The sequence below is a fragment of the Sphingobacterium prati genome, from assembly GCF_013167215.1.
Taxonomy (GTDB): domain Bacteria; phylum Bacteroidota; class Bacteroidia; order Sphingobacteriales; family Sphingobacteriaceae; genus Sphingobacterium; species Sphingobacterium prati.
Map to the genome: position 1 here is coordinate 144,180 of NZ_JABJWY010000034.1, position 25,315 is coordinate 169,494.

At 40.8% G+C, this 25,315-nt stretch carries 22 protein-coding genes; 13 read left to right on the top strand and 9 right to left on the bottom strand.

Annotated elements, in window-relative coordinates; translation table 11 throughout:
• Positions 1-6: 6 nt before the first annotated feature.
• Complete coding sequence (locus HPC41_RS10785) at positions 7-948, bottom strand: glycosyltransferase family 4 protein (RefSeq protein ID WP_172394030.1); 942 nt, start codon at positions 946-948, stop codon at positions 7-9.
• A 134-nt stretch (positions 949-1,082) separates the two neighbouring features.
• Between HPC41_RS10785 and HPC41_RS10790 the strand changes: the two genes are divergently transcribed.
• Positions 1,083-2,648 carry an MFS transporter gene (locus HPC41_RS10790; protein WP_246250581.1) on the top strand — a complete coding sequence of 522 codons (1,566 nt, stop codon included), beginning with the start codon at positions 1,083-1,085 and terminating at the stop codon, positions 2,646-2,648.
• 15 nt (positions 2,649-2,663) lie between these two features.
• Here the strand turns inward: HPC41_RS10790 and HPC41_RS10795 are convergent, their stop codons facing one another.
• On the bottom strand, positions 2,664-3,398 hold the full coding sequence (locus tag HPC41_RS10795; RefSeq protein WP_172394031.1) for a metallophosphoesterase family protein: 735 nt from the start codon (positions 3,396-3,398) through the stop codon (positions 2,664-2,666).
• 1 nt (position 3,399) lies between these two features.
• On the bottom strand, positions 3,400-4,143 hold the full coding sequence (locus tag HPC41_RS10800) for a nucleotidyltransferase (RefSeq protein WP_172394032.1): 744 nt from the start codon (positions 4,141-4,143) through the stop codon (positions 3,400-3,402).
• 217 nt (positions 4,144-4,360) lie between these two features.
• On the opposite strand from HPC41_RS10800, the gene HPC41_RS10805 reads away from it, so the two are divergent.
• Genes HPC41_RS10805 through HPC41_RS10815 form a run of 3 tightly spaced genes read left to right on the top strand, consistent with a single transcriptional unit; the run spans position 4,361 to position 5,847 of the window.
• Positions 4,361-4,846: a DUF421 domain-containing protein gene (locus tag HPC41_RS10805; protein WP_172394033.1), complete on the top strand. Its 486-nt coding sequence runs from the start codon at positions 4,361-4,363 to the stop codon at positions 4,844-4,846.
• Between the two features lie 21 nt (positions 4,847-4,867).
• Positions 4,868-5,539: a DUF6766 family protein gene (locus HPC41_RS10810; RefSeq protein WP_172394034.1), complete on the top strand. Its 672-nt coding sequence runs from the start codon at positions 4,868-4,870 to the stop codon at positions 5,537-5,539.
• A gap of 41 nt (positions 5,540-5,580) precedes the next feature.
• Positions 5,581-5,847 (top strand): hypothetical protein, encoded by a 267-nt coding sequence (locus HPC41_RS10815; protein WP_172394035.1) that lies wholly within the window; start codon positions 5,581-5,583, stop codon positions 5,845-5,847.
• Between the two features lie 230 nt (positions 5,848-6,077).
• On the opposite strand, the gene HPC41_RS10820 is transcribed toward HPC41_RS10815, so the two are convergent.
• A complete protein-coding gene (locus HPC41_RS10820) occupies positions 6,078-6,566 on the bottom strand; it encodes a hypothetical protein (protein ID WP_172394036.1) in 489 nt (162 codons plus the stop codon).
• An 83-nt stretch (positions 6,567-6,649) separates the two neighbouring features.
• Positions 6,650-7,264, bottom strand: coding sequence for a DUF4142 domain-containing protein (locus tag HPC41_RS10825; RefSeq protein ID WP_172394037.1), 615 nt, complete (start codon positions 7,262-7,264; stop codon positions 6,650-6,652).
• 428 nt (positions 7,265-7,692) lie between these two features.
• Here HPC41_RS10825 and HPC41_RS10830 point away from each other — a divergent pair, with 428 nt between their 5' ends.
• From HPC41_RS10830 to HPC41_RS10840, 3 genes are all read left to right on the top strand, one after another.
• On the top strand, positions 7,693-8,346 hold the full coding sequence (locus tag HPC41_RS10830; protein WP_172394038.1) for a response regulator transcription factor: 654 nt from the start codon (positions 7,693-7,695) through the stop codon (positions 8,344-8,346).
• A gap of 219 nt (positions 8,347-8,565) precedes the next feature.
• Complete coding sequence (locus HPC41_RS10835; protein ID WP_172394039.1) at positions 8,566-8,796, top strand: hypothetical protein; 231 nt, start codon at positions 8,566-8,568, stop codon at positions 8,794-8,796.
• A 95-nt stretch (positions 8,797-8,891) separates the two neighbouring features.
• On the top strand, positions 8,892-9,872 hold the full coding sequence (locus HPC41_RS10840; protein ID WP_246250584.1) for an SDR family oxidoreductase: 981 nt from the start codon (positions 8,892-8,894) through the stop codon (positions 9,870-9,872).
• Positions 9,873-9,953: 81 nt separating this feature from the next.
• On the opposite strand, the gene HPC41_RS10845 is transcribed toward HPC41_RS10840, so the two are convergent.
• Together HPC41_RS10845 and HPC41_RS10850 are read right to left on the bottom strand one after the other, a co-directional pair.
• On the bottom strand, positions 9,954-10,439 hold the full coding sequence (locus tag HPC41_RS10845) for a low affinity iron permease family protein (protein ID WP_172394040.1): 486 nt from the start codon (positions 10,437-10,439) through the stop codon (positions 9,954-9,956).
• 63 nt (positions 10,440-10,502) lie between these two features.
• Positions 10,503-11,276: an SDR family oxidoreductase gene (locus tag HPC41_RS10850; protein ID WP_172394041.1), complete on the bottom strand. Its 774-nt coding sequence runs from the start codon at positions 11,274-11,276 to the stop codon at positions 10,503-10,505.
• A 209-nt stretch (positions 11,277-11,485) separates the two neighbouring features.
• Between HPC41_RS10850 and HPC41_RS10855 the strand changes: the two genes are divergently transcribed.
• Together HPC41_RS10855 and HPC41_RS10860 are read left to right on the top strand one after the other, a co-directional pair.
• Entirely contained in the window at positions 11,486-13,009 is a 1,524-nt protein-coding gene (locus HPC41_RS10855) for an FAD-dependent oxidoreductase (protein ID WP_172394042.1), read from the top strand.
• A 265-nt stretch (positions 13,010-13,274) separates the two neighbouring features.
• Entirely contained in the window at positions 13,275-14,441 is a 1,167-nt protein-coding gene (locus tag HPC41_RS10860; RefSeq protein WP_172394043.1) for an alpha-hydroxy acid oxidase, read from the top strand.
• 90 nt (positions 14,442-14,531) lie between these two features.
• On the opposite strand, the gene HPC41_RS10865 is transcribed toward HPC41_RS10860, so the two are convergent.
• Together HPC41_RS10865 and HPC41_RS10870 are read right to left on the bottom strand one after the other, a co-directional pair.
• Positions 14,532-14,699 (bottom strand): hypothetical protein, encoded by a 168-nt coding sequence (locus HPC41_RS10865; protein ID WP_172394044.1) that lies wholly within the window; start codon positions 14,697-14,699, stop codon positions 14,532-14,534.
• A gap of 49 nt (positions 14,700-14,748) precedes the next feature.
• Entirely contained in the window at positions 14,749-16,362 is a 1,614-nt protein-coding gene (locus HPC41_RS10870; protein ID WP_172394045.1) for a fimbrillin family protein, read from the bottom strand.
• A gap of 664 nt (positions 16,363-17,026) precedes the next feature.
• On the opposite strand from HPC41_RS10870, the gene HPC41_RS10875 reads away from it, so the two are divergent.
• From HPC41_RS10875 to HPC41_RS10890, 4 genes are all read left to right on the top strand, one after another.
• Positions 17,027-17,356, top strand: coding sequence for a DUF6660 family protein (locus HPC41_RS10875; protein WP_172394046.1), 330 nt, complete (start codon positions 17,027-17,029; stop codon positions 17,354-17,356).
• 204 nt (positions 17,357-17,560) lie between these two features.
• Positions 17,561-21,838, top strand: a complete 4,278-nt coding sequence (locus HPC41_RS10880) for a CusA/CzcA family heavy metal efflux RND transporter (RefSeq protein ID WP_246250586.1) — start codon at positions 17,561-17,563, stop codon at positions 21,836-21,838.
• 7 nt (positions 21,839-21,845) lie between these two features.
• Positions 21,846-23,156, top strand: coding sequence for an efflux RND transporter periplasmic adaptor subunit (locus HPC41_RS10885; RefSeq protein WP_172394048.1), 1,311 nt, complete (start codon positions 21,846-21,848; stop codon positions 23,154-23,156).
• 37 nt (positions 23,157-23,193) lie between these two features.
• On the top strand, positions 23,194-25,224 hold the full coding sequence (locus HPC41_RS10890) for a heavy metal translocating P-type ATPase (protein ID WP_172394049.1): 2,031 nt from the start codon (positions 23,194-23,196) through the stop codon (positions 25,222-25,224).
• Positions 25,225-25,315 lie beyond the last annotated feature (91 nt).

Consider the following 25,315-nt stretch of genomic DNA (forward strand, 5'->3'; position numbering starts at 1 on the left):
GTAGTGTTAGTTAATTTTTTCATTTATCAAATATTCCCATTGTTTTACGAATCGTTGGATATCAAAAAGCTCCTGCGCTTTTTGCTGTGCCTGCATACTTAACTGCTCTGCATGTTGTGGGCTATCCAATAACATTTTCATTTTCACAACGAGTTGGTCGATATCCAATCCGATGTAGCCCGTTTTACCGTTTTCAATAACAGTGGAGAGCTCTGTCGTGGCTAGGCCTACCACTGGCAGACCTACCATCATAGCTTCACAGATTGCTAAGCCAAGGCTGGTATACCTGATTGGATTAAAGAAAAAGCGATAATCTTTAATAAATTCAGGCAATCTGGGGTGTAAAACTTCACGAAGTCCCCATGGCTCATTCCCCATACCGATTAAATCTAAAGGAATTTGTTCACGCACACGTTCAAACAGATCGCTTCCAAGCATACGCCCACGAGACGGAAGGTTGTTTATAACAACAATACCTTTTTCGAGTTTACCGTTATACGTAACACCATGCGTATCCACACCGTGAGGTATAATGCGTACATCAGGCAAAGTTGTTTTCCACATCAAACTATTAAAATGAGTAACATGTACCAACGTTACTGTTGGATTAGTCACAGGATGTATTTCATCACAGGGATGCTGCCAAGGTGGGTCATGCTCAATATATATCTTCGGCAGTTGCTGCTGTGTGGATGAGAGGATAACGTACTGATCTTCGAGGTAATTTTCGTCGCATTGAAAAAGAATAAGATCGAATTCGAGATTACGTACTTCGTTTGCCGGAACTTCAATGACATTCTCGCCGAATGGGAAAGTATTGCCTCTACCTACATATCTTGCTCCTCGCTCAGGATTAAAAGGGACATAAATGATATAGTCACCCTTTGATAAATAATAAAGATAAGAACCGTGGATATGCCAGGTTAAAATGCGCGGTTTGTGTGCCATATTTATTTTTTTTATCCAACATCATTTCAACGACGATCTGTTTCATCAACCATTACAGTAGTCGTCAAAAACCTTTGCATGATGAACGAATAAGAAATTAGAATAGTTGAATGGACTAATACTCAATTATATGAATGAAATACTTCACTAAACGTATTAAAACCCATTATTTACTTTTGGACAACCAAAGCGATTGTGTAAATGTTACTTCAGAAAACACTATGGATATCCAGCCGAAACATCATCTCGAGCCAAAGGATATAGACAAAAGTCTCCGAATGGTTGTAATAGACGGATTGTGTTCGGAGGTGGTTGTTTGTCTTAGCAGTGGCGCCATTTTAGTCGGAGCAGCTTTACTGCTTGGGGCCAGCAATTTTCAAATTGGCTTATTGGCTTCATTCCCTACTTTATGTAATCTCGCGCAGCTATTTACCATTGCATTAATGCAACGATATCCGAATCGGAAAGTAATTACTGTGCTCTCAGTCTTTATCGCAAAAATACCTCTGCTACTTATTGGCTTAGTTATCTGGAGTAATGCAAATCTTTCATTCAATATCCTACTTAGCTTTATGTTTATCCATTATTTTTTGAGTGCTATAGGAGGAGCAGGTTGGAATTCATGGATCAAAGATCTCGTGCCCGAGGAGCGATTGGGAAGCTATTTTTCCAAACGGACGCGTATAATGCAGATCACGAATATTGCAGTCAGTTTGGTTGTAGCATCCTTGGTAGATTATTATACCAACGATAACCCAAGTGGCCTAACCAATCTTTATGGAGCTTACTTTTTTGCCGCAGGTAGCATAGGAGCGGTAGGGGCTATCTTCTTGATACAGGCGACTGAGCCAAAGCAACAAATGTCGGGAGGAAATCTAGGCCTCCTCTTGCTAGAACCTCTTAAAAACAAGAATTTTAAAAATTTATTAGCTTTTAATGCTGCATGGCTATTAGCGATCAACCTTGCTATTCCTTTTTTTACAGTCTTTATGTTAAAGACATTAGGACTATCCATGAAAAGTGTTATCCTTTTGTCTGTAATCAGTCAGATAGCTAGTGTTGCCGGATTACGCTTATGGGGCAATCTATCCGACAGATACAGTAATAAGAGCATTATATATCTAACAGCACCGATTTATATCTCTTGTATTTTGCTCTGGATATTTGTGGGGATCTATTCCCGTGCTTTGCCTAATCTAATTTTGCTGGTTATTTTACATATTATGACTGGGATCTCAACCGGTGGCATCAATTTGGCGTTGACCAATATTGGACTTAAACTGGCCCCCAAAACAGATGCAATAGTATATATTACCGTCAAAAATATGGTTGCATCATTCTTCACTGCAATAGGGCCTATCCTTGGTGGACTACTGGTGGATTATTTTGCAACACGGGAACTGCAAATCAGTATATCCTGGAAGAGTCCCGACCTTCAGTCTATGGGAAAACTAATCTACTTACATGAATGGAACTTCTTATTTCTGATAGCTTCGATCTTAGCTTTTATTTCATTGCGTTGGTTGGGCAAAGTTCAGGAGAATGGTGAAGTGAGCCATCAATTGGTTAAACGTATTATGAAAAAACGATTCCGTGCTGGATTAAAAGAAAGCTTACTTGTAGGCAATATTATTACCTTACATTCCCAACTGAAACAAATCCTAAAACGTAAAACAATGGACGATAAATCGATCAAATAATAAGAAATGCCTCTATCAGATATCGATCAGGGCATAACTGGTTTCATTTCCATGTTGTGCTTTGAGCACCGGAACTGCTACATTGTAGATGGGAATACCTGCAGGCGATAGTGCCTTAAATTTCCCAGCATGAGCGTGACCGTGAAAAGCAGCAGTAACTTTTCGCCGTTGCAACGGCTCAACAAGATGCGTAGATCCGAGAAATGGATAAATTTCTTTTGGTTCTCCTGTAACGGTCTCTGCTATGGGGGCATAATGCAGTAGGGCAACTTTTTTTATATCGGAATATTCTTGTTCAAGCCTCGCAAGTGCACGATCGAGTAGTAGCGATTCGTTGACAGCTTCCTGTACGAAACTCTTCATAGCATCTTCACCAAACATAGAAAGCATATAGCGATCAAATCCGCCTCCAAAACCCTTCACACCTGCAAAGCCGATATTTTCGACTACAATAGCCTCGCCATCCAATACCGTGACCTTATTATCCGTCAAAATCTGACGGATTTGCTTTTGCCGCCCTTTTTCGTAATCGTGATTTCCCAAGACAGCAAGTACGGGAATCTTAACGGTCTGCAATTCTGCTACCAGTAATTCGGCTTCCTCTTCGTCGCCAGTATCAGTTAGGTCGCCGCAGAGCAAAAGAACCTTCGCTTTTTGTGAAAGCTCTTCAAATATACTTTTCCATTTGCCGTGTTGGCTGGCATTCATATGGATATCACCTATTGCCGCTATAGTCGTTTTTTTATTCATCTTAAACAGTTTTTATTGTATATGATTTATAACCCCAGTCTTTGATATCGATCTGATATTGTGTTTGATCGATTAAAGGGCCTAAGCAAACCTTTTCCAGGCAGGGGGGAAGCTCGTATTGCTCCCGTGCACGATTGATCAGTTCATCAAAGAGATCTTTTGGTATAATTTCCCTATAGTCATGAGGATAGGTAAATTGAAAAATAATTATCTGAGCAAGCAACAGATGCCAATGCTGGTCCATACGCAAAAGCAATTTCTCCCAATCGAATTTTTTTCCATACTTGAGCCAAATATGGTTGATATCTGCACTGTCATGCCTTTCCCTATTTTGAACATATAATTTACACCATACAAGCTCCTCGGCTGGTATATAACGCACCTTGGTATCAAAAAGAACACTTTCAGCCCCACGGTCAAACCAATCCTGATCGACTGTGCAATTATGGTTAACACTGTCGAAAATAATATCTATAAAGTATGGATCTTTATAAATCTTTGCCAACCACCTCACATCTGTTAATTCAGTCTGATACGCGTTAGAAGAGAAGTATTTAAGAATTTTAGGATACTCACTGCTCTTGCAAAAGATATCCATATCCTTTGTAGGCCGTGTAATTCCCGTATAATGGAACATCGCTAATGCGCCTCCCACCATAAACTGGCTTTCGCTCTCCTGGAGCAGCCGAAGTGTGTCCCGAAAGAAAGTAATACATTCTTCGGGTGGATTATCAAGATGGATCATGTTTCATGTTTAGTCTGAAAACAGTTAAATAATTGCAGAAGTTTGTAGGCTTTAAGGATTACGTATTTTGCTGCGGCTCATAAGTATAAATACTTGATTTAAAAATCTCAGTAACTTGTTTGTCCATTCCTACTGTTCTGTAAACAAAAGAATATACCGTGCCAATAGGATGGTTCTGTTCAAAAAAACAAAATTTAACTTAAGGAGAAGGAATATAATGGAAAGCTTATTGGGTACAGGTGAAAACCTGTCGATGATACAAATGGGAATCAGAGCATTAATTATGTTCTTTATAGCGCTACTTTTGGTCCGTTTTGGGGGAATGCGGATTCTCGGGCGAAAGTCGGGTGTTGATTTTGTCATTATTATTATGCTTGGCGCCGTCTTAGCAAGAGGAATTGTTGGTGCTTCACCTTTTATATCGACCGTATTCGCTGGCTTTGTCATGATTGTTATCAATAAAGCCTTAGCCCAGATATCGACACGAGTACCTTATCTTGGCAATCTGATGAAAGGTAAACCGGTTGTACTATACAAAAACGGACAGATACAATGGCATCACATGGATCGTTTAGGTGTCAGCAGGACTGACTTATTGACCAGCTTACGTTTGGAGACTCATAGCAAACATCTTGATGAAGTAGACATTGCAATGATGGAGCCCAATGGCCGTATTAGCTTTACCTTAAAAACAAAAACATAGTCTATATTTAAATCATATATTATGAAGAATAAAACATCATATTCCTTTTTTTACCGTAATGGTCTAAGTTTGGTATTCCTGGGACTTTTTACCGGTACTCTTGGTCTGCAATTACTAACGGGATGGAAAGTCTATAATGAGGAATTGCAGGAAGCGCAGCGGCCAGCCATTAAGCTCTTGGCTTACCTAAGGACCGGACATTGTATTTCGGCTACATTCGAAAACTTTGAAAGTGAGTTTTTGCAGATGGCGATGTATGTTATGTTAACTGTCAGCTTACGGCAATTGGGTTCTGCAGAATCCAAGAAACTGGACGAACCAGAAGAAGTCGATCGCGAGCCTCAACCGCATCCTAATGCACCCTATCCTGTGCGAAAGGGTGGGTGGATATTGAAACTTTATAGTTCTTCTTTGTTTATTTGCTTTGCTTTGCTATTCTTATTAAGTTGGGTAACACATTTCTATGGGAGTTGGCATCACCATAATACGGAACAGCAACTAAAGGGCTTACCGACAGATAAAGCAACTACATATTTTGTAATGCCTGAATTCTGGTTCGAAACATTTCAAAACTGGCAAAGTGAATTCTTATCCGTTTTGTCAATAGTTTTTTTTACGATATTCCTCAGGCAGAAAGGATCACCTGAATCCAAACCTGTTGATGCTCCGAACAATGAGACAGGTAAAGGTTAAATATTCAAAGCGCTCCAATTTATATACGTAATTTAAATAAGATGATAAAAAAAACAGATTTAATTGTTAGGCTTAATTTAATATTCAGTCTTACTTTGGTTGGTATTATTTTTTTCGCCTGTAGAGACGGTAAGAACAGAGCCGAGGCCGATGTGAATAACAGGACGGATAGTGTTGATATAGGTAATCGCGGTGTACCACTAGATAATATTCATCGCAGCCGACTAAACGATAGTCTTACAGAAAAAGGGAATAAGAATTCAGGAATTCCATTGGACAATCTTGACAGAGCCAGTGACGCTAAATAAACTTCTCGACGGCCTGAAATGAGCCTATATATTTTTGTAACCATCTGATGACCTCCAAAAACTAAACAGCGTAGGTAGCGGGCCTACCTGTTCTCTTATGTCGCTGGGGAGTGATCCCTTCAAATCTAGCGCATTGAGCATTTGACGTGTCTTGAACAGCCAGGAGCCTAATCATCGCAACATTCATGCAAAGTTTACTTCAGCAGAACCTAATTCCACTTTAGATTACCCTAACGGTAATACGCCCATCCGCGTAGATTTTCAATTTCATTGGGATTGGTCAAATCCACTACCATATTGAGCCCCAATTCGAAAGACTGCAAACTGGCTGAGTTGAGTTCGAAAATAGGGTAGAAGAGTGCATGTTCATTAGGAAGATCAACATTTCCTTGCAACCACCGGTATCCTTCTGCATGTAAATTATCTATGAAGGTATCAGTGATAGCATTAAGATAGCGCATCATTTTTTTAATCCACTCGAGTTCTACATCGACATGCTTAGGATAATGTTCTTTAACAAAATCGAGTATCAATTGCTCCCCTTGGTCATTTAATCCATCACGTATCATTGCAAGTCCTATGCTCCGTACTTCTTCTTGGTAATAATCGTTTCCATAGGAGAACTCGATTTCTCCGGCAATCGGGCTACCCTCTATTTTGGCACGTAGGGCCATTTGCCTATTTAAAAGTGCGTGTATATAATCGAAAGGTTGTTCCATAAACAGCGTTTGTATTTAATTAAGGAGGACAAAGTAAATGTTACTTTGCCCTCCAACTTGGAAAGTGTGGAGTAATTTGTGTATTATTTTAATGTAGGTTTGGGTGTTTTTCCTTTAACAGGACTGCTTGGTCCAGGGATTTTACTATTGGATTTGCCAGCGGGTACTGTAGTGTCTGTTGTCCCCACGTTTTTTATCTGATCAAGATGTTTCTCGAAAGAACTGACTTTATCGGATGCAAACTTGCGTAGATCTGCATCGGAAGTAGCCGTACCACCGCTGGCATCTTTATATAAGGTAATGGCCTCTTGATGGCTCTTCACCATCATATCTGCATATATACGATCGAAGTTTGCTGGATCGGCATTATTCAGGTCATCGATCATCTTAGTATAATTTTGGTTATCGGGCGTACTTAATTGCCAGTTTTTATTTTTTACCATCGAAGACAGCTCATTACCTACGGTGGTATGATCGTCCACTATCATTTGTGCATATTGCTTAATACTCTGATTCTGAGACTTTGCCAATGCAATGTTCGCTGCTTGCAGTTCAAAATTATTTGCTACCGTCGCCTTGCTCGCAAAATCTAGATCGCCTTGTTGAGCGTTTGTACTGGTCGTGTCTTGTGCGTGCAAGACCGTACTAAAGGTCAAAATGGCTATGAATAAGCCAAGAAATCTTAAAATGGTTTTCATAATACTATTATTTAATTTGTTAACGATTCTTATTATTACGAGTGCCATTTCGCCGACTTCTATAGTTGATAAGGATATAAGTCGCTACGAGAATGAACACAATACCGAGAACTATTGATGTAAACATAAGCGCTTGTTTTTACTTAGGAACAAAGCTCAGGAATCTACAGTTTGAAGAGCAGATATTTTAGGTATTTTAAGCAAAAAATGTCATCTATACGTATCGCTAGCGTATTAATCCACTGTATTCCAACAGCAAATGATTTTCTAGATCATCTTTTTCTTAGTTAGCTAACAGATGAGCGGGTAAAGACGTACATATTTTATAGGTTGTTAAAAGAAAATACTTAAAACTATTTCCAATTGGTCGCTGTTTCTGTTCAAGAAAATCAATTTACCATACCAGTTTTGAAATAAAACAGACAGCTATGACACGGTTGCTTTTGGTGGATGACCACAAACTTGTAAGATATGGATTTCAATTAATTTTAGAGGCTCAAGAAAATATCAACGTAATTGCTGAAGCTGAAAACGGAGATAAAGCATTGAAATATCTTGCACAAGTACAACCTGATCTCATCTTAACAGATATTCATATGGATGTGATGGATGGACTCAAATTTATTAGGCACGTAAAAGCCCTATACCCCATTGTTAAAATCGTTGTATTATCAATGGATGATAAAATCCAGACGATACACGAAGCTTTAAATTCAGGGGCTGACGGCTATTTGTTAAAGAGTTCTCATGTTGACGAGATCTTATTTGGCATTAAACAAGTTATGGATGGGCTGCAGTACGTCAGCGCAGCACTGGGAATAGAATTGATAAATTATTTAGCCCACTATATAGATCCGCAAATCGATAAGAAGGAAATAATGGTACAATATGAAATCTCTGAACGAGAATTATCAGTTCTGGAGTTAATAGCAGAGGGGTATACGAATGCTGAAATTGCCGATAAAATTTTTCTTAGCAAGCGAACTGTAGAAGGTCAGCGACAATTACTGCTCGAGAAAACTAATTCCAGAAATACTGCTCAATTGATTCAATTTGGCTTTCAAAAAAGGTTACTCTGCTGATATTTGTTTTGTTGATCTTCAAAGTATTTGTACTTGATAATATACTTCGTGTTTTATACCACAAAAAAGTGTTTTTACTTTAACTGAAGGATATATGCGTGATTCGTGAATTTTCTGAATAGTATGTGAACCAAAAAAGTTTAAGTCCTGTTTTAAATTAAGAAATGTAAAAGTAATTGATATATAAACAACATTTTTTTAACATTAAACTTTAAGATTATGGCATTAACAACAGGAAATGAAGGTGAAATCACCAAAAAAATTGAAGAGCAAACCTCTAAATTACCGTCAACGCTTTTTTTGGGAGCAGCATTGCTTTCTATGGGTGTGTCTGCAGCGCTTAAATGTATGACTAATGATAAGACGGCCTTGTTTGTTGGACAATGGGCCGCACCTTTCTTATTATTAGGCATTTACAATAAAATTGTAAAAACCGAAGGGCATGATTAGCGTCTTTTAGCAGAAAAAATTAATGGAAAATGGAAGGATGGCTCAACGGCGTTGGGCCAATTCTTTATGTAAATAATCATGTAGAACTTAAGGAAATGAATAGAAGAACAGCAATAGGCAATATGGGAACGGGCATTTTAGCACTTGGACTCATAGCGGATTGGCGAACAGCAACTGCTTTAGATACCGCAGAAAATTCACTACTTAATCCCAACGACAAGTATCCAAAGCCGCCTTTTATAAACCAATCACAACCTTGGCCGGGCCTTTGTAGTAAAATGCAGCCGCGACCAGACCATGGTGAAAAGAGTTACAAAGGTAGTGATCGGCTTAAAGATAAAAAGGCTTTAATTACAGGTGGCGACTCTGGAATGGGCAGGGCAGCTGCTATAGCTTATGCTCGAGAAGGAGCTGATGTCGCCATCAATTACCTACCTGAAGAGGAAGAAGATGCGAAGGAGGTAATTGCATTGATTAAGGAAGCAGGACGCAAGGCTTTTGCCATTCCCGGCGATCTTCGCAATGAGGAGTTTTGTACCCGTCTAATTGAAGAGGCCGTTCGGCAATTGGGTGGTCTGAATATCTTAGTAAACAATGCAGCACGACAACAGGCAAAATCGTCGATATTAGATATTAGCACAGAAGAATTTGATGCAACAATGAAAACGAATATCTATGCTCCATTCTGGCTTATAAAAGCAGCATTGCCGCATCTCACTCCCGGCGCAGTAATCATCGGGACAACCTCTGTACAAGCAACTGACCCGTCGGAAGATCTTTACGACTACGCACAGACAAAAGCGGCTACAACTAATTATATCCGATCCTTAGCGAAACAGTTAGGACCTAAAGGAATACGAGTAAATGGTGTAGCACCAGGTCCGATCTGGACTGCATTACAGGTAAGTGGAGGCGCAATGCCGGAAAAGCTTATCAATTTTGGCGGAGACACACCTATGGGTAGACCAGGGCAGCCAGCAGAACTTGCTTCGATCTATGTTCAACTAGCTGCGGACGATGCTAGTTATGCAAATGGTCAGATTTACGGCGCTGCTGGTGGTGGTGGCCAGCCCTAACAAAAGGATCCCCTACGATTGTGGGGATCCTTTTGTTGATTAGTATGCTTATTTATCCTCCAGCTTGACAAAAATCTACTTTCAATTTTCCTCCTTTTCAGAGTTTGAAACATCTTTCCTTTGCCGACGAAACTTTCGTTTAAAATCATGATTCTCTTCAGCTGCATCAATAGAATGTGTACAAGTAAGCTCGCCTTCTTTTAGTGCCAATTTGGCAATGTGTGCATAAAACTTTGCGAGTTGATCCAATTCTTCTTCGCTGAGGTTTTCCAAATTTACCATACGATTGCTCGTCCCTTCATGGGAAGCAATTAATTCGTTTAATTTTAAATGAATCGCTTTTGAGTCTTTATTTTGGGATTTTTGAATCAAAAACACCATTAGAAAGGTAATAATTGTTGTTCCTGTATTGATCACCAACTGCCACGTCTCAGAATAACCGAAGATTGGGCCACTCACTGCCCACAGAATTACCGTAGATGTTGCCAGGATAAATGCCGCGGAACTTCCAGTCGCATGTGTTGCCCAGTTTGAAAACCGTTCAAATAAATTTTTTTTTGTTTTCATGTTTACCGTTTCTTATTTGGACGCTTGCCTTGAGTGATTTGTTTGTTTTTTTACGGGATAATATTAAATGATTTGCAGCAAAGGCTTCACCTGCATGTTCACAATTGAAGTTCGCATGGGTTGGGATACAATGAAGGCAATTGCCCGAGCAATGTCTTCAGCAAAAAGCATTTCCATGGATTCGATTTTATTGCGCTGCTCTTGTGGTGAATAAGGCTGCATATCAGTCCCAACGGAACCAGGTTCAATAAGTGACACCTGAATGCCCTTAGGATTTACTTCTTTACGCAATGACTCAGTGAAGGCTTGGATACCTCCCTTTGAACATACATATACAGAGCTTTCTGCTTCCCGAATATCGGCACTCATAGATCCCACATTTACAATGTGTCCTGAACCCCTGGGCTCCATGCGCGACAATGCAGCCTGGGCGCAAGAAAGATAAGCAAGGATATTGGTTCGTAACAGATAGGCCTGATCAGAATAAGTTCCTTGTTTAACGGATTGAAAGGCGATCGCAGCATTATTAACTAAGATATCCAGATGCTCATACATATTGTCGAACTCTTCAAACAGTTGTAGTATCCCCGCCTCAGTAGCTAAATCTACAACAATACCTGACAAAGACCCTGACGTGTTTAATGCTTCAAAATCATGCAGTGTATCGTTGAGCTGTTGCTCGTGATGCCCACATATAAAAACGTTGTTACCCATAGCGGCTAATAGCAGCGCAGTGGCTCGTCCGATGCCTGTAGTACCGCCAGTAATTAATATTTTCTTGCCCTTTATCCACAAGGGAAGAATCGAATTAATATAGTCATTGAGATTGCTTGTCATGATTTTCAATTTAGTTATCCTGATTTTGAAAATGAACAATGCCAATATGCGCTTGGTTTGATGCTATATACGAAGACGTATTTTTTCTTTATTTTACGTATTTAAATCAGAAACGATTGCTGAGCGCTGTGGTTCTTAATAGAAATCATAATTAGTTATACCATCAAAGGCTGGGTATCTATACGTCCCAGCCTTTAAATCAATCTTATATGAAACGCGACGGTAATAATAAGAGCTTTTGGCAAACTACTGATAGCCAAAATTTTTCGACTGATTTAACAGATGTGACATTTGATACTATTGTTGTAGGTGCAGGTATCACCGGCATAACCTTAGTAAAGGAGCTCCAAAATAGGGGGATAAAATGTTTACTATTAGATAAAGAAAATCAAGGCTTTGGAACAACGGGGGGAACAACTGCGCACATTAATAACTTCTACGACGCATCCTACGATGAGATCATAAATAGCTTTGGCGAGGACGCTGCTCGGTTGTTGGTCCAAAGCACAGATGATACGTTAAACTATATTAAGACGAATATTTCGAGGTATGGAATAAATTGTGACTACAGCGCATGTGACTTCTTTCTTTTCAGTGCCGAACAAGGTCAAAATGAACAACTTGACAAGATTTTCGCTGCTCACCAACAATTGGGGATAAAAACGACCGAATGTAATACTATTCCTTTTAGTTTACCTTTTGAAAGAGCAATCAGAATTGAGGGACAGGCGCAATTTCATCCTTTAAAATATATAGAAGGATTATTGGAAGCATTCTGTAAAGGTGGGGGTGCTGCCTTGTTAAATCAATCCATTTGTGATTATACGAATAAGGATGGTGTGGTTACCTTGAAAACAACTGACTCAGATATCCTATCCGCAAAAAATATTATTTGGGCAACACACGTGCCTCCGGGGGAGAATAGGTTTGGTTTGTTGGTCGCACCTTATCGCAGTTATGCCCTCACCGTGCAACTTAGCCAAGCCCCAAAAATGCTTGCGCAGACCGCAGATCTTTATGACCCTTACCATTATTTTCGATACCATCGTAGCGAAGACAAATACTATCTGATTGCTGGTGGGTTTGATCATAAAACGGGTGATGAAAAAAATACAGCGCAACATTTTAGCGATTTGAAGGCTTTGGTCGACAAGCATTTTGAATACGATAAACTTATTGCACAATGGTCTTCTCAATATTATGTTTCGGCAGACGGATTACCTTATATTGGCCGCATGCCTAATGAAGATAACGTATACATTGCTACTGGATATGGCGGAAATGGAATGACCTTTGGATCAATGGCATCATTGGTGATTCCTGATTTACTAGAGCAAAAGGAGAGTCCTTTATCAAAATTGCTATCGCCTTCTCGTATAAAACCGATCGCTAGTGCGAAAAGTGTATTGTCTGAAGGATGGAGCGCTTCGAAGCACTTTATAATGGATAAATTGTCGGCGGAAAAAATTAAATCAATGGAAAATATTGCTGTCGGTGAGGGTAAGGTTGTCAACTATGAAGGTAAAAGATTCGCAGTGTATTGTGATGATGGGGGGGCTATACATTGTTTGAGTTCGATCTGCCCCCACATGGGGTGTACAGTTAGCTGGAATCCTTCCGAAAAATCTTGGGATTGTCCTTGCCACGGTTCCCGTTTTGATATTGAAGGTAAAGTTTTGAACGGTCCAGCAACTTCTGGCCTAAGAAGACTGGAGGGGTTAGATTTCAAATAGCTATCTATATTTTCAATGATGCTATATTTCCTATCTTAGCGCGATATAGAGCACCTGGCAAGTACGATGATAAAGAAATTTAGTCCAACTTTTTACTATGCAAAAGGCCCGGCATTATGGGTGTAGACTTTCTTAGCTCTGGCACGAATGAATCAGCCAACGACAAAATCGATGTGAGAATATTGGCCAAATAACTAACAATTTTCAAATTATATAGTATATTTGGCGCGCAGATAAATCACTGCCAATATTTAATACATCAATCATGAGCCAAAAGTTTACGTACAATACGCGATTTCCTGCTGTTGAAGATTTAAGAAGACAAGCAAAGAAAAGAATTCCAAAATTTGCATTCGACTATTTAATAGGAGGTGCCAACGAAGAGCTCAATCTTGCTCGGAACGAAAGTGATTTTGACAATATTTTATTAAAGCCGCAATACCTTCAGGTGAGTGAGGAAATTGATATGTCCGTAGAGCTCTTTGGTCGCCGCTATAGTGCACCGTTTGGCGTTTCACCAATTGGCTTACAGGGGTTGATGTGGCCAAATGCGCCAGAAATTTTGGCAAAAGCAGCAGCCGAAAATGATATTCCTTATATTTTGAGTACCGTATCGACTAGCAGTATCGAGCGCATTGCCGAAGTATCAGGGGGAAAAGCTTGGTTTCAACTTTATCACCCTACAGAGAACAAATTGCGTGATGATATTTTAAGACGACTGACGGCGGTCGAATGCCCAGTACTTGTCGTTTTGGTCGATGTTCCTGCCTTTGGACTTCGCTATAAAGAGATTAAAAGCGGCTTGTCCATGCCCCCAAAAATGAATATCGCGAATATCTTACAGACATTTGCTTGCCCGACTTGGGGCATCGAAACACTTCGACATGGAATTCCATCTTTTGCAACCTTAAAACCTTATATGGAAAAGGGGCTGGATCTTGCACAATTGGGACAATTTATGAACAGAACTTTCACCGGTAAAGTTGATAAGGAAAAGATTAAAGCTATTCGGGACTTATGGAAAGGACCGCTGGTCTTAAAAGGAATTGCAACTGATGAAGATATGCAGGCTGCTATTGCCCTAGGTGTAGACGGTGTTATCGTTTCAAACCATGGTGGTAGACAGCTTGACGCCAGCGAATCATCGATCAATTCGCTAATTCATCTCACAAGCAACCCGGCGTATAAAAACAAAATCAAAATTATGCTGGACGGTGGTATACGATCAGGAGTGGACTTGGCCCGTGCACATGCTGTAGGGTCTGAATTCAACTTTATGGGGCGACCATTTATGTATGGCGTGGGTGCCCTAGGAAATGCTGGTGGCGAACATACCATCAATATGTTCAAAGCTCACCTGTTTCAAGTGATGAAACAGCTTAGCATTTCAAAAATAAACGAATTTTCAAAACGATTACAGAAGGTATTGTAGCATTACGCAATAATAATAAATTAAAAGCCGAATTAAACACAATATGATCTGTGTTTAATTCGGCTCTTTGCGTGCTGATAATGACGCTTTTTACCAATCTATTGTACGATTGTCGTTGTCTCCAAGCCCCCATTGCTCATTGACTTGACCATTGGAGTCTTCGGGTCTTGCAGTTGCTGAGCCGGCAGCTATGCCTTGCTCAAGTTCGATCAGTTGTACCTTAACCAGAGGGGCGGTATAGGCCATTTTCTTTTTCATAGTCTTTTATTTAATGAATTATATGTGTTTTTTAAATCTATTCCTTCGTTTAGCTACAAGGTATTTTCTTCTTACCAGCACCTATGCCTTTAATAATTGTACGGCCATCTACAAGTTGAGTTACTTTAACTGTATTATTTTGTGTGCTTCCCCAAGGAAAAGTATTGAAGGCATTACCATTAACCAATACAAGTTCATATAACGGTCCGCCATTGATCTTGCTGCCAAACATGGTCACTTTGCCTGTTCTGCTGATCACGAGCTTGATCAATGGATTAGCGGCCGTTCCTTGCATATTATAGACTTGATCAATTCTCTTGCCTGTTTGCACGTTTGTTCCCGCATATTTACTTCCGTCAAGGAATTGGATATTCTGTGCTGAAGATGCCCCAACTTCAAATTGGATTTCATTCTTCGCCAATTTCACACCATTAATTTCCATATTGAAAGCATTGTCCAGCTCGGTGATATCAAACACAAACCCGTAGTCTGCAGCAGGGGCAGTGAAGTTTTTGGAGATTGTGGTACCATTTCTATAAAATACCCCGTCAACCCGGATTCCGGTTTTGCCACCAACCGTTACTGCGGGATAGCTCCAGTTTAATCCATCACTAGTCACATCTTGTGTACAAGTTTTGAAATTAAGCTTCAGATCATATTTCTGTCCGGGATTGATATTTACATTTGGGATAGTCACGTTTGACTTGGTCTCGCCGTCGATGGTTAAGCTCCCCAATTTTAAGGTTCCTGCATTTGTTGCGGGGTGGATCAATAGGGAAGGAGTGCTGACTACCGTACGTAACCCTATCCCCAAAGCAGGAAATTGCGCAAGTACACCAGCATCATTTAATCCATTGTATGTAAGCGCTTCATCCGAAAGTTTTAGGTTAGCAGATAAATGACTTGGTTTAAATACCGCATTTTCAATTTTGGTAATGGCACCAGTCATATTCGCATCCATTGTCAACGTTGTTGTGATTTGACTGAAGCGGTGTTTTAAAACAACGTTTAAGTTGTTCACTCCACTGTTTAGTTTCAACTTGCTTGCAAAATACATCAAATCGCCACTGATATTGTTAAGACTCGCTGTTGTTAATGTACCTTGGCTATTGATACTTGGCACCGTACTTGTGCTATTTGTCGAATAGGCAATAAAAGTATACGTTTTTCCGGCATCAAGAACAATACCTTCGGAAACTGCTTCTCCGCCATAACTATACGTTTTCTCAGTAACGTAATTGCCTTGTTCATCATAAACAACAACTTTGTATTTCACACCGGCATCCAAAGGTTTTTCAGTCACCTGAGGTGTTGTAGCTGTGGTACTTGATGAAGCGACCAATCCCTTTTTAACTGCTGCAGCCGAGCTGTTTGTCAGTACAACATCGATGGAAGTGCCATTGCCGAAAGGAACCGTCATTTCCTGTACCTCGGAAGCGTCCCTTGCAGCGGAAGCGTTAACGGAACCTTGCTTTTGTCCTACAGCGTTGCCTTCGCCTTCAATATAAGCCGCAACCCCCTGTAGATTGATCTTGACCATCGTTTGTTCAGCCGCGATTGTGTTTTCATCACTCTTTTTACAAGAATAAAGAGTCGAAGCAACCATTATAATGCATCCCAGCATTATAAAATTTTTAAGATTGCGGTAATGTTTCATTTTCATGTTAGTAGACATTTTGATTTTACTTCGTTTCTAATGATTTTTAATGAATTGTTGTTTTATTATTATTAATTTATCAACATAATTAATATTAACAAGTGAAATATCTCATACGGTGCTAATAAGTGCCGAAATTTATTTTTGCAATTATATACACAACAATTAGCTTAACCACTATTATTTTCAATAAGTATTTTTTACTGTAGAGAAAGTTCTACAGATTAACAACAATGTTTAAACATTAGTTTTTAGCACAAATAAAGGATTATTTATTGTTTCATTTAAAATTTTATTGGAATATAACTTTCGTATAAATTAATTATCTGATTTACTATTTGGAGATAGCGCGCGTCGAAAGGATATGAGGATACAGTCGAAAAATAATTCAGGACTTTCAAAAATCGGATAACGCACGGAGGTCATCTATAGTTATGTACCAGACCATAATGCGTACAATCTTGATATATCAATTCAAAGCTTTAAAATGAAAAACTGTCCTTAATTTCATGAAGGTGATTTTGTAATCAGGCGCCAATTCTAAGCCATAAGAGTAATAGGTGTTTAATTGTAGGTGAAGGCAGTGTATCCTCTGCTTTTCGTTCAATTTAACGGTGCAATTATTGTCAAAAAATAAATTTTTAAAATATTTTTCTAAATTTGTATAACAATGCGGTTAACTGTTATCATACTGACCACCTATATTTTGGGACTTTCCTTTTTCCCATGCAGTGATGCGAACATTCGCACCGGTGGAATAGCTATGGAAACACAATTAAACGAGCCTCATCATCATAGTGATGAGAATACAGATGCCTGTTCAATTTTTTGCTATTGCAACTGCTGTAGCGGAAACATTACGGCATTTGAATACCAATTGCCTAAAATTGCAGGTATTCCGATTTCGATTTATTTTAACAATCGTATACCGGTTCTGGACACACCTATTCTTTCTAACTACTTCGGAACTATCTGGCAGCCGCCCAAGGTAAATGCTTAATTTCAATTTTTAATAACTGCACGTTAAAATCATTGGAAAAATCCGCTTCTCCAATGAATGTTAGCGGGTAATATTTAGCTGTGGCATTTATTGTTGCAAGGAAATAAGCTATTTTATATAGCTATTATTTAAGCATTAATCAAATATATTGTGTTAGATAGTATAATTAAATTTAGCATCAAGAATAAGATCATTATTGTCTTAATGACTTTATTACTTATTATCTGGGGCGGCTGGAGCGCAACAAAACTACCGATAGATGCAGTTCCTGACATCACCAACAATCAAGTTCAAATATTTACTTCTTGTCCAACCTTGGCAGGGCAGGAAGTCGAACAATTAGTTACTTTCCCAATTGAACAAAGTATCGCTACGGTACCAAAAATTGAGGAAATCAGAAGTATATCCCGTTTTGGGCTCTCGGTAATTACTGTCGTCTTTCAAGAGGATGTAGACATTTACTTTGCACGGCAGCTCATCAGTGAACGTCTAAAAGAGGCTGTAGACCAAATTCCGCAAGGTATCGGTAAACCCGAACTAGCTCCCGTTAGTACGGGTTTGGGAGAGGTCTATCAATATATCATTCACCCCAAAAAAGGCAGCGAAAGCAAGTATAATGCAAAGGATCTACGGACCATGCAAGACTGGATCGTTGCGCGCCAGCTTTACGGTACACCCGGTATCGCTGAGGTCAATAGCTTTGGTGGTGAATTGAAACAATATGAGGTCGCTGTTGACCCTAATCGTCTTAAGGCGATGAATATCACCATTCCGGAAATTTTTACTGCATTGGAGAAAAATAATCAGAATACCGGTGGTGCTTATATCGACAAAAAACCGAACGCATACTTCATTCGTGGCATTGGACTGGCTACGTCGCTGGAGGATGTGAAGAATATCGCGATTAAAAAAACCGGTGCTGTACCTGTTTATGTCAAAGATGTGGCCGATGTACGTTTTGGACATGCAGTCAGGTACGGTGCCCTGACATATAATGGGGAAGTGGATGCCGTGGGTGGTGTAGTGATGATGCTGAAGGGTGAGAATAGCAATGAAGTGGTCAAGCGTGTAAAAGAGAAGCTCCCTACGATCCAAAAATCCCTACCCAATGATGTGGTGATCGAACCCTACCTGGACCGTACGGATCTTGTTGGTCGTGCAATAGGTACTGTTGAGAAGAACTTAATCGAGGGAGCGCTGATCGTTATATTTGTATTGGTGCTGTTTTTGGGTAACCTCCGTGCGGGGCTTATCGTTGCCTCAGCCATTCCATTATCCCTGCTCTTTGCTTTGGGATTGATGAATGTTTTTGGTGTGAGTGCCAATTTAATGAGTCTAGGTGCGATAGACTTTGGTCTTATTGTCGATGGCGCGGTAATTATTGTGGAAGCTACACTCCACCATCTTGGCCTGCGCAAGTCTACTGAGAAACTGTCACAATCGGAAATGGATCATGAGGTATTCGAATCTGCTTCAAAAATCCGGACCAGTGCAGCATTTGGTGAGATCATTATTCTGATTGTTTATATTCCAATCCTGACATTGGTCGGGGTGGAAGGCAAGATGTTCCGCCCGATGGCACAGACAGTAGGTTTTGCGATCTTTGGCGCATTGATTCTCTCGCTGACATACATTCCAATGATGTGTGCCCTGTTTTTACCTAAAAAGCATCATGACAAGAAAACGTTCAGCGACCGTTTTATCGAAAAACTTCAGCGCATCTATGCGCCTTTATTGCAGAAAGCTATCCGTTTCAAGTATATTATTGTCAGCTTGACTATCGCTTTCTTTGCGATATCTGTCTTCTTCTTTAAAAATATGGGCGGAGAGTTTATCCCGCAGTTACAGGAAGGGGATTATGCCTTTCACTGTATATTGCCACAAGGGAGTTCGCTTTCACAAAGTATAGAAACTTCGATGCAGGCTTCCCGTATCATTAAAGAGTTTGACGAAGTAAAAATGGTTGTTGGCAAAACCGGAGCGGCGGAAGTACCGACGGATCCTATGCCACCGGAAGCGACCGATTTGATGGTGGTACTGAAACCCCAGAAGGAATGGAAATCCGGCCGAAGTTATAATGAACTCGGAGCAGCGATCCTTGAAAAACTGGAAGTTATCCCCGGTGTCTTCTTTGAAAAGAACCAGCCGATACAGATGCGATTCAATGAGTTAATGACAGGAATCCGTCAAGATGTTGCCGTGAAGATTTTCGGTGAGAATATTGATTCTCTGGCATCTTATGCGAATATCGTGGCAGCACAGATTCAGTCCGTTAAAGGTGCTACTTCCCCGCAGGTGGAGCGAGTATCGGGGCTGCCGCAGATCAATATCGTATATGACCGTACACGCATTGCCAATTACGGTCTTACGATTCAAGATGTCAATGACGTGGTAAGTACGGCTTTCGCTGGTCGCAGTACTGGACAGATTTATGAAAATGAACGTCGTTTTGATTTGGTTGTTCGTTTGGATACGACACACCGCAATAGTATAGACGATGTACGCAATCTCATGATTCCAACTGATACAGGTATTCAGATTCCATTGTCGCAGGTAGCGGCCATTGATTATAAACTTGGCCCCGCGCAGATCAGTAGAGAAGCTGGAAAGCGGCGGATCGTCATTGGCTTCAATGTATCAGGAAGAGATGTGGAGAGTGTGGTCAAAGATATCCAACAACAGCTGTCGACCAAAGTGAAATTGCCTGCGGGTTATTATTTCACCTATGGGGGGCAGTTTGAAAACTTACAGAAAGCGAGCGCTCGTCTGATGATTGCAGTGCCTGTTTCCCTCTTGCTAATCTTTATGCTATTGTATTTCACATTCCATTCCATTAAGCAGGCGGCGCTGATCTTTACGGCCATTCCAATGAGTGCAATTGGTGGTGTTTTTGCCCTGATGCTCCGCGGTATGCCTTTCAGTATCAGTGCCGGAATCGGTTTTATTGCTTTGTTTGGCGTTGCTGTACTAAATGGTATTGTACTGATCGGGACTTTCAACCAACTGAAGAAGGAAGGTATGGATGATATTTTTCAGCGCGTGAAGGAGGGAACATTGACAAGGTTGCGCCCTGTATTGATGACCGCTACTGTCGCGTCGCTGGGTTTTCTACCCATGGCCATCAGTACGAGTGCTGGAGCGGAAGTTCAAAAACCGTTAGCGACGGTTGTTATTGGGGGACTGGTGACAGCAACGTTCTTAACGTTGTTTGTACTGCCTTTGCTGTATATTATTTTTAACTCAAAACTGAATATGAAAAAAGGAAATGCAGGTAAGACCATTACGACGATATTGGTTTTCCTATTTTCTGCCACTGGATTTAAGGCATTTTCACAGGAACGGATCGGGATTGACAACGCAATCGGTATGGCATTGAAGAGCAATCGCCAATTTCAGGTCAATGAGGCCGAAATAACCGGAGCAAGTTATAATGTCAAAACCGCGAATGAAATCCCCAAGACGGGTGTTTTTGTGGAGAATGAAGATTACCGACCCAGCGATAAGACAGGGATCATGAAAATCGGTATCACGCAGAGCATCGCGTGGCCGGGACTCTATTCGGCACGTAAGGAATATTTTAAGCAGCAGCTAAAATACGCCAATCTGAATACCGAAGTACTCAATGCGAATATCAAGAAAGATGTGCGCACGGCATATTATCAGCTCTGGTATCTTCAAGATAGACAGAAGCTCTATGTGGAGTTGGACAGTATCTACTCGGCAATGTTTAAGGCGACTGAATTACGTTTTAAAACCGGAGATGTCGCAGCATTGGATAAAATTGCGGCGGAGGCGAAATTACGGGAGTTACAGGCTCAATTGGTTCAAAACAAGAAAAATATGTTGGTTCAGCAGCAGCAATTGATGATGCTTCTCAACCGCAATGAATGGATATTACCTGTAGAGCAATCGCTGGAAAAGATAAAAATGGACGTGGATGTACAAAATCCGTCGGTTGATGCCTCGCATCCTGTTTTAGCTTTGCAACAACAGAATGTCAATATTGCATCCTCCAATATTGTGGTACAGAAAAATACAAATAAGCCTGAATTTTCGGGAAGATTCTTTTCGCAGCGCCTTTGGGGGGCAAAAGATCCTTTTACGGGCTTCTCGGTGTCGGCATCATTTCCTGTATTTGGCCTGGGTGCTTATAAAAGCAAGGTAAAAGCTGCAAATGCGGAAATGGAGGTGCAACAAAGACAACTGGAATATGATACACAAGTTTTTCAGACGAATAAGGTGAATGCATTGGCTGATATCGAGAAAAATGCTGCTTTATTGCAGTTCTATGAATCTGCAGGCCTCAAGCAAGCTGACGCCATCATCAAAGCCGCAAGTCTTGGGTACAGAACCGGTGAAATAAGTTTTGCGGAGATGAGCCAGTTCTTAAGCCAGGCGATCGGTATCAGACAGAACTATTTAGACGTGCTCAATCAATATAATCAATCGGCAATCCAATACAATTACTTCAATAATAAATAAGTCAACAATGAGAGTTATCATAAAAATATTTTTTGCACTAGCGATTACAACAGTTTCATATAGCTGCGGATCAGATTCAAAAGGTGCTGGCGATGCCAAGAAGGAGGAAGAGAAAGGTGCTGTCGAAGAAAGCCATGAGGAAGGACCAGTGACAGTAGCAGCATTGAGTGAACAACAGATAAAGGCTGTAGGTATTGCTTTTGGAACTATAGAGGAAAAGGAGCTGACAGCGACGATCAAAGCCAATGGTCTCCTCAGTGTTCCCAATAACAACAAAGCCAATGCGACAACTTTGTATGGTGGTGTAATTAAGACTTTAAATGTGCAACTAGGTGACATCGTGCGCAAAGGCCAGGTTATAGCAACCATTACGAATCCGCAATTTATTCAGATTCAGGAAGAATATGTCGCTCTGGCGAGCAAAATTACGCTTGCAGAACAGGAGATGGCAAGACAGCAAGAGCTCAATGAGGGCAACGCAGGAGCAAGAAAAAATTTGCAGTCTGCGACGGCAGATTTCAATAGCCTTCGCGCCAGAAAGGCATCGCTGCAGCAGCAGATTCAACTGATGGGCATCAATCCCAACACTGTGAGCCTTTCAAATTTACGGGCTTCGCTTGTGGTGACAAGTCCGATTAACGGTACTGTGAGTAATGTCTTTGCCAAGATAGGTAGTTATGTGGATGTTTCATCGCCGGTTATTGAGATTATAGATAATAGTCTATTGCACCTTGATCTTCAGGTTTTTGAAAAAGACCTTCCTATGATCAAAATCGGGCAGATCATTAATTTTCAGTTGACAAACAACCCTGATAAAACTTACTCGGCCAAAGTATTTACGATAGGATCGTCTTTTGAAAATGACAGTAAAACGATTGCTGTTCATAGTACTGTGATCGGTAGCAAGGTTGGTCTGATAGACGGGATGAATATTACAGGGATGATCGGGATCAATAATGTGACCACTCCGGCGGTTCCGAATGACGCAATTGTGGAAGCGGATGGTAAGTTCTACATTTTCGTAGAAACAAGCAAGCAGGCCGAAGAGCATGAAGAAGGACACGATGATCATGGACATGCGCATGATGAGGGTGAGGCGAAGCACGAACATAAAAATGAATCAGAAGCTGCTAAACATGCAACTGAACAGGGTAAGAATGTGAATTTTGAGAAAATTGAAATTCAAAAAGGTGTTTCAGCATTGGGATATACAGCAATTACACCAGTACAGGAAATTCCTGCGCAAACCAGAATCGTTGTGAAAGGAGCATTTTTTATCAATGCCAAAATGAGCAATACAGGTGGGCATGAACATTAATTAGTAGCATTTGTTCACGAAGTAATCATGATAGGGTATGGAACACAAACATATTTATGATGCACAAGGTAAACAACTTTGTTGTACACAGACTGAAAAAATATATAATCAGGCAGGCGCCCAGCGTTTAATACAGGGAGCGCCTGCCCAGGATCAGGCGCATAGTCACAGTGATGATGACGGTCATGATCATTCGGTGGCGGAAGGCAGCACATTGAAACTCTTTCTGCCAGCGATAATTTCATTTGTCCTGCTGATTGTAGCCATTGCAATGGACAATTGGGTACCACAGGGATGGTTCAGGGGCTGGATCCGGATCATTTGGTATGTACTGGCTTACATTCCGGTTGGATTCCCAGTGATTAAAGATGCATTGAAGAGTATTGGAAAAGGAGAGATTTTCTCTGAATTCTTACTGATGAGTATCGCCACCATTGGTGCTTTTGCAATCAAAGAATACCCAGAGGGTGTTGCTGTAATGCTTTTTTATGCAGTAGGGGAAGTGTTTCAGACATTGGCTGTCAGCCGTGCCAAGAGCAATATTAAGGCGCTCCTGGATCAGCGTCCGGATGAGGTGACCATTGTTGAAGCAAACAGTAGCCGGGTGATTAAAGCTGAGGCTGCAGCAATAGGTGATGTGATCCAACTGAAGCCCGGGGAGAAGTTGGGCTTGGATGGGGAACTTATCTCCGATACGGCCTCCTTCAATACGGCGGCGTTGACGGGAGAAAGTAAACCTGACACAAAGGCCAAAGGTGAAGTTGTGCTGGCCGGAATGATCAACATGAATACCGTGAGTCTGGTAAAGGTGACAACAGCATACCAAGATAGTAAATTGAGCAAAATCCTTGAGCTCGTACAAAATGCGACCTCGCAGAAGGCACCTACGGAACTTTTCATCCGGAAATTTGCGAAAATCTATACGCCGATTGTGGTGCTTTTGGCGATAGCGATCTGTCTGCCGCCTTACTTTTTTGTCGGACAATACGTATTTAGCGATTGGCTTTATCGAGCGCTTGTATTTCTGGTGATTTCCTGTCCATGCGCCTTGGTGATTTCGATTCCATTGGGCTATTTTGGTGGCATCGGTGCTGCGAGTAGAAACGGTATCCTGTTCAAGGGAAGTAACTTTCTGGATGCGATGGCAGCGATACAGAATGTTGTCATGGATAAAACCGGTACGATGACTGAAGGGGTTTTCAAAGTACAGGAAGTTCGTTTAGAACCAGATTTTGATCAAGCGACAATTCTCAAATTGGTCAATAAAATCGAAAGCCATAGCAGCCATCCGGTAGCGACAGCAATCAGGGAATATGCGGGTGAGGTCGATGAATCTGTAAATTTGACTGAGGTCGAAGAAATACCGGGGCATGGGCTGAAAGGTAGTGTGGACGGGAAGGTGTTTTTGGTTGGTAACTTTAAGCTTTTGAGCAAGTTTAATATCAGCTATACCATCGATCCCAATACGATCGTTTACACCACAATAGCCATTGCATTGGATAGTCGCTTCGTTGGATATATTACCATTGCAGATAGTATCAAAGAAGATTCCGCACAGACCATACAACTCTTGCACAAACTTGGAGTGAAAGCGACTATGCTAAGTGGCGATAAGAGTACGGTCGTCGCTTATGTAGCGAAGGAATTGGGTATTGATAAAGCCTATGGAGATCTACTTCCGGAAGATAAGGTTAATAAAGTCAAGGAAATAAAGGCTATGGGTGAAAGTGTGGCTTTCGTTGGTGATGGCGTCAATGATGCCCCCGTAGTAGCGTTGAGTGATGTTGGTATAGCTATGGGGGGACTGGGCAGTGATGCAACCATCGAAACCGCAGATGTAGTCATACAAGACGACAAACCATCTAAGATACCAATAGCAATTAATATTGGTAAACAGACCAAAAAAGTGGTTTACCAAAATATAGGATTGGCATTTGTGGTCAAAGGGGTGGTTTTGATCCTTGGCGCCGGAGGATTGGCTACGATGTGGGAAGCGGTATTTGCGGATGTAGGTGTTTCTCTTATCGCGATACTGAACGCAATCCGGATCCAGAAGATGAAATTCTAAATCAATTTTCATTTATGATGTGCTTACCCTTCAAGTTGAGATATTGGAAGGGTAGGTCTTCTATTTTTAGGGGTTGCTGAATTGAAAAGAG

Coding starts and splice junctions, on each gene's coding strand:
- HPC41_RS10785 (WP_172394030.1), bottom strand. CDS start 948: ATGGCACACAAACCGCGCATTTTAACCTGGCATATCCACGGTTCTTAT.
- HPC41_RS10790 (WP_246250581.1), top strand. CDS start 1,083: ATGAAATACTTCACTAAACGTATTAAAACCCATTATTTACTTTTGGAC.
- HPC41_RS10795 (WP_172394031.1), bottom strand. CDS start 3,398: ATGAATAAAAAAACGACTATAGCGGCAATAGGTGATATCCATATGAAT.
- HPC41_RS10800 (WP_172394032.1), bottom strand. CDS start 4,143: ATGATCCATCTTGATAATCCACCCGAAGAATGTATTACTTTCTTTCGG.
- HPC41_RS10805 (WP_172394033.1), top strand. CDS start 4,361: ATGGAAAGCTTATTGGGTACAGGTGAAAACCTGTCGATGATACAAATG.
- HPC41_RS10810 (WP_172394034.1), top strand. CDS start 4,868: ATGAAGAATAAAACATCATATTCCTTTTTTTACCGTAATGGTCTAAGT.
- HPC41_RS10815 (WP_172394035.1), top strand. CDS start 5,581: ATGATAAAAAAAACAGATTTAATTGTTAGGCTTAATTTAATATTCAGT.
- HPC41_RS10820 (WP_172394036.1), bottom strand. CDS start 6,566: ATGGAACAACCTTTCGATTATATACACGCACTTTTAAATAGGCAAATG.
- HPC41_RS10825 (WP_172394037.1), bottom strand. CDS start 7,264: ATGAAAACCATTTTAAGATTTCTTGGCTTATTCATAGCCATTTTGACC.
- HPC41_RS10830 (WP_172394038.1), top strand. CDS start 7,693: ATGACACGGTTGCTTTTGGTGGATGACCACAAACTTGTAAGATATGGA.
- HPC41_RS10835 (WP_172394039.1), top strand. CDS start 8,566: ATGGCATTAACAACAGGAAATGAAGGTGAAATCACCAAAAAAATTGAA.
- HPC41_RS10840 (WP_246250584.1), top strand. CDS start 8,892: ATGAATAGAAGAACAGCAATAGGCAATATGGGAACGGGCATTTTAGCA.
- HPC41_RS10845 (WP_172394040.1), bottom strand. CDS start 10,439: ATGAAAACAAAAAAAAATTTATTTGAACGGTTTTCAAACTGGGCAACA.
- HPC41_RS10850 (WP_172394041.1), bottom strand. CDS start 11,276: ATGACAAGCAATCTCAATGACTATATTAATTCGATTCTTCCCTTGTGG.
- HPC41_RS10855 (WP_172394042.1), top strand. CDS start 11,486: ATGAAACGCGACGGTAATAATAAGAGCTTTTGGCAAACTACTGATAGC.
- HPC41_RS10860 (WP_172394043.1), top strand. CDS start 13,275: ATGAGCCAAAAGTTTACGTACAATACGCGATTTCCTGCTGTTGAAGAT.
- HPC41_RS10865 (WP_172394044.1), bottom strand. CDS start 14,699: ATGAAAAAGAAAATGGCCTATACCGCCCCTCTGGTTAAGGTACAACTG.
- HPC41_RS10870 (WP_172394045.1), bottom strand. CDS start 16,362: ATGAAAATGAAACATTACCGCAATCTTAAAAATTTTATAATGCTGGGA.
- HPC41_RS10875 (WP_172394046.1), top strand. CDS start 17,027: ATGCGGTTAACTGTTATCATACTGACCACCTATATTTTGGGACTTTCC.
- HPC41_RS10880 (WP_246250586.1), top strand. CDS start 17,561: ATGACTTTATTACTTATTATCTGGGGCGGCTGGAGCGCAACAAAACTA.
- HPC41_RS10885 (WP_172394048.1), top strand. CDS start 21,846: ATGAGAGTTATCATAAAAATATTTTTTGCACTAGCGATTACAACAGTT.
- HPC41_RS10890 (WP_172394049.1), top strand. CDS start 23,194: ATGGAACACAAACATATTTATGATGCACAAGGTAAACAACTTTGTTGT.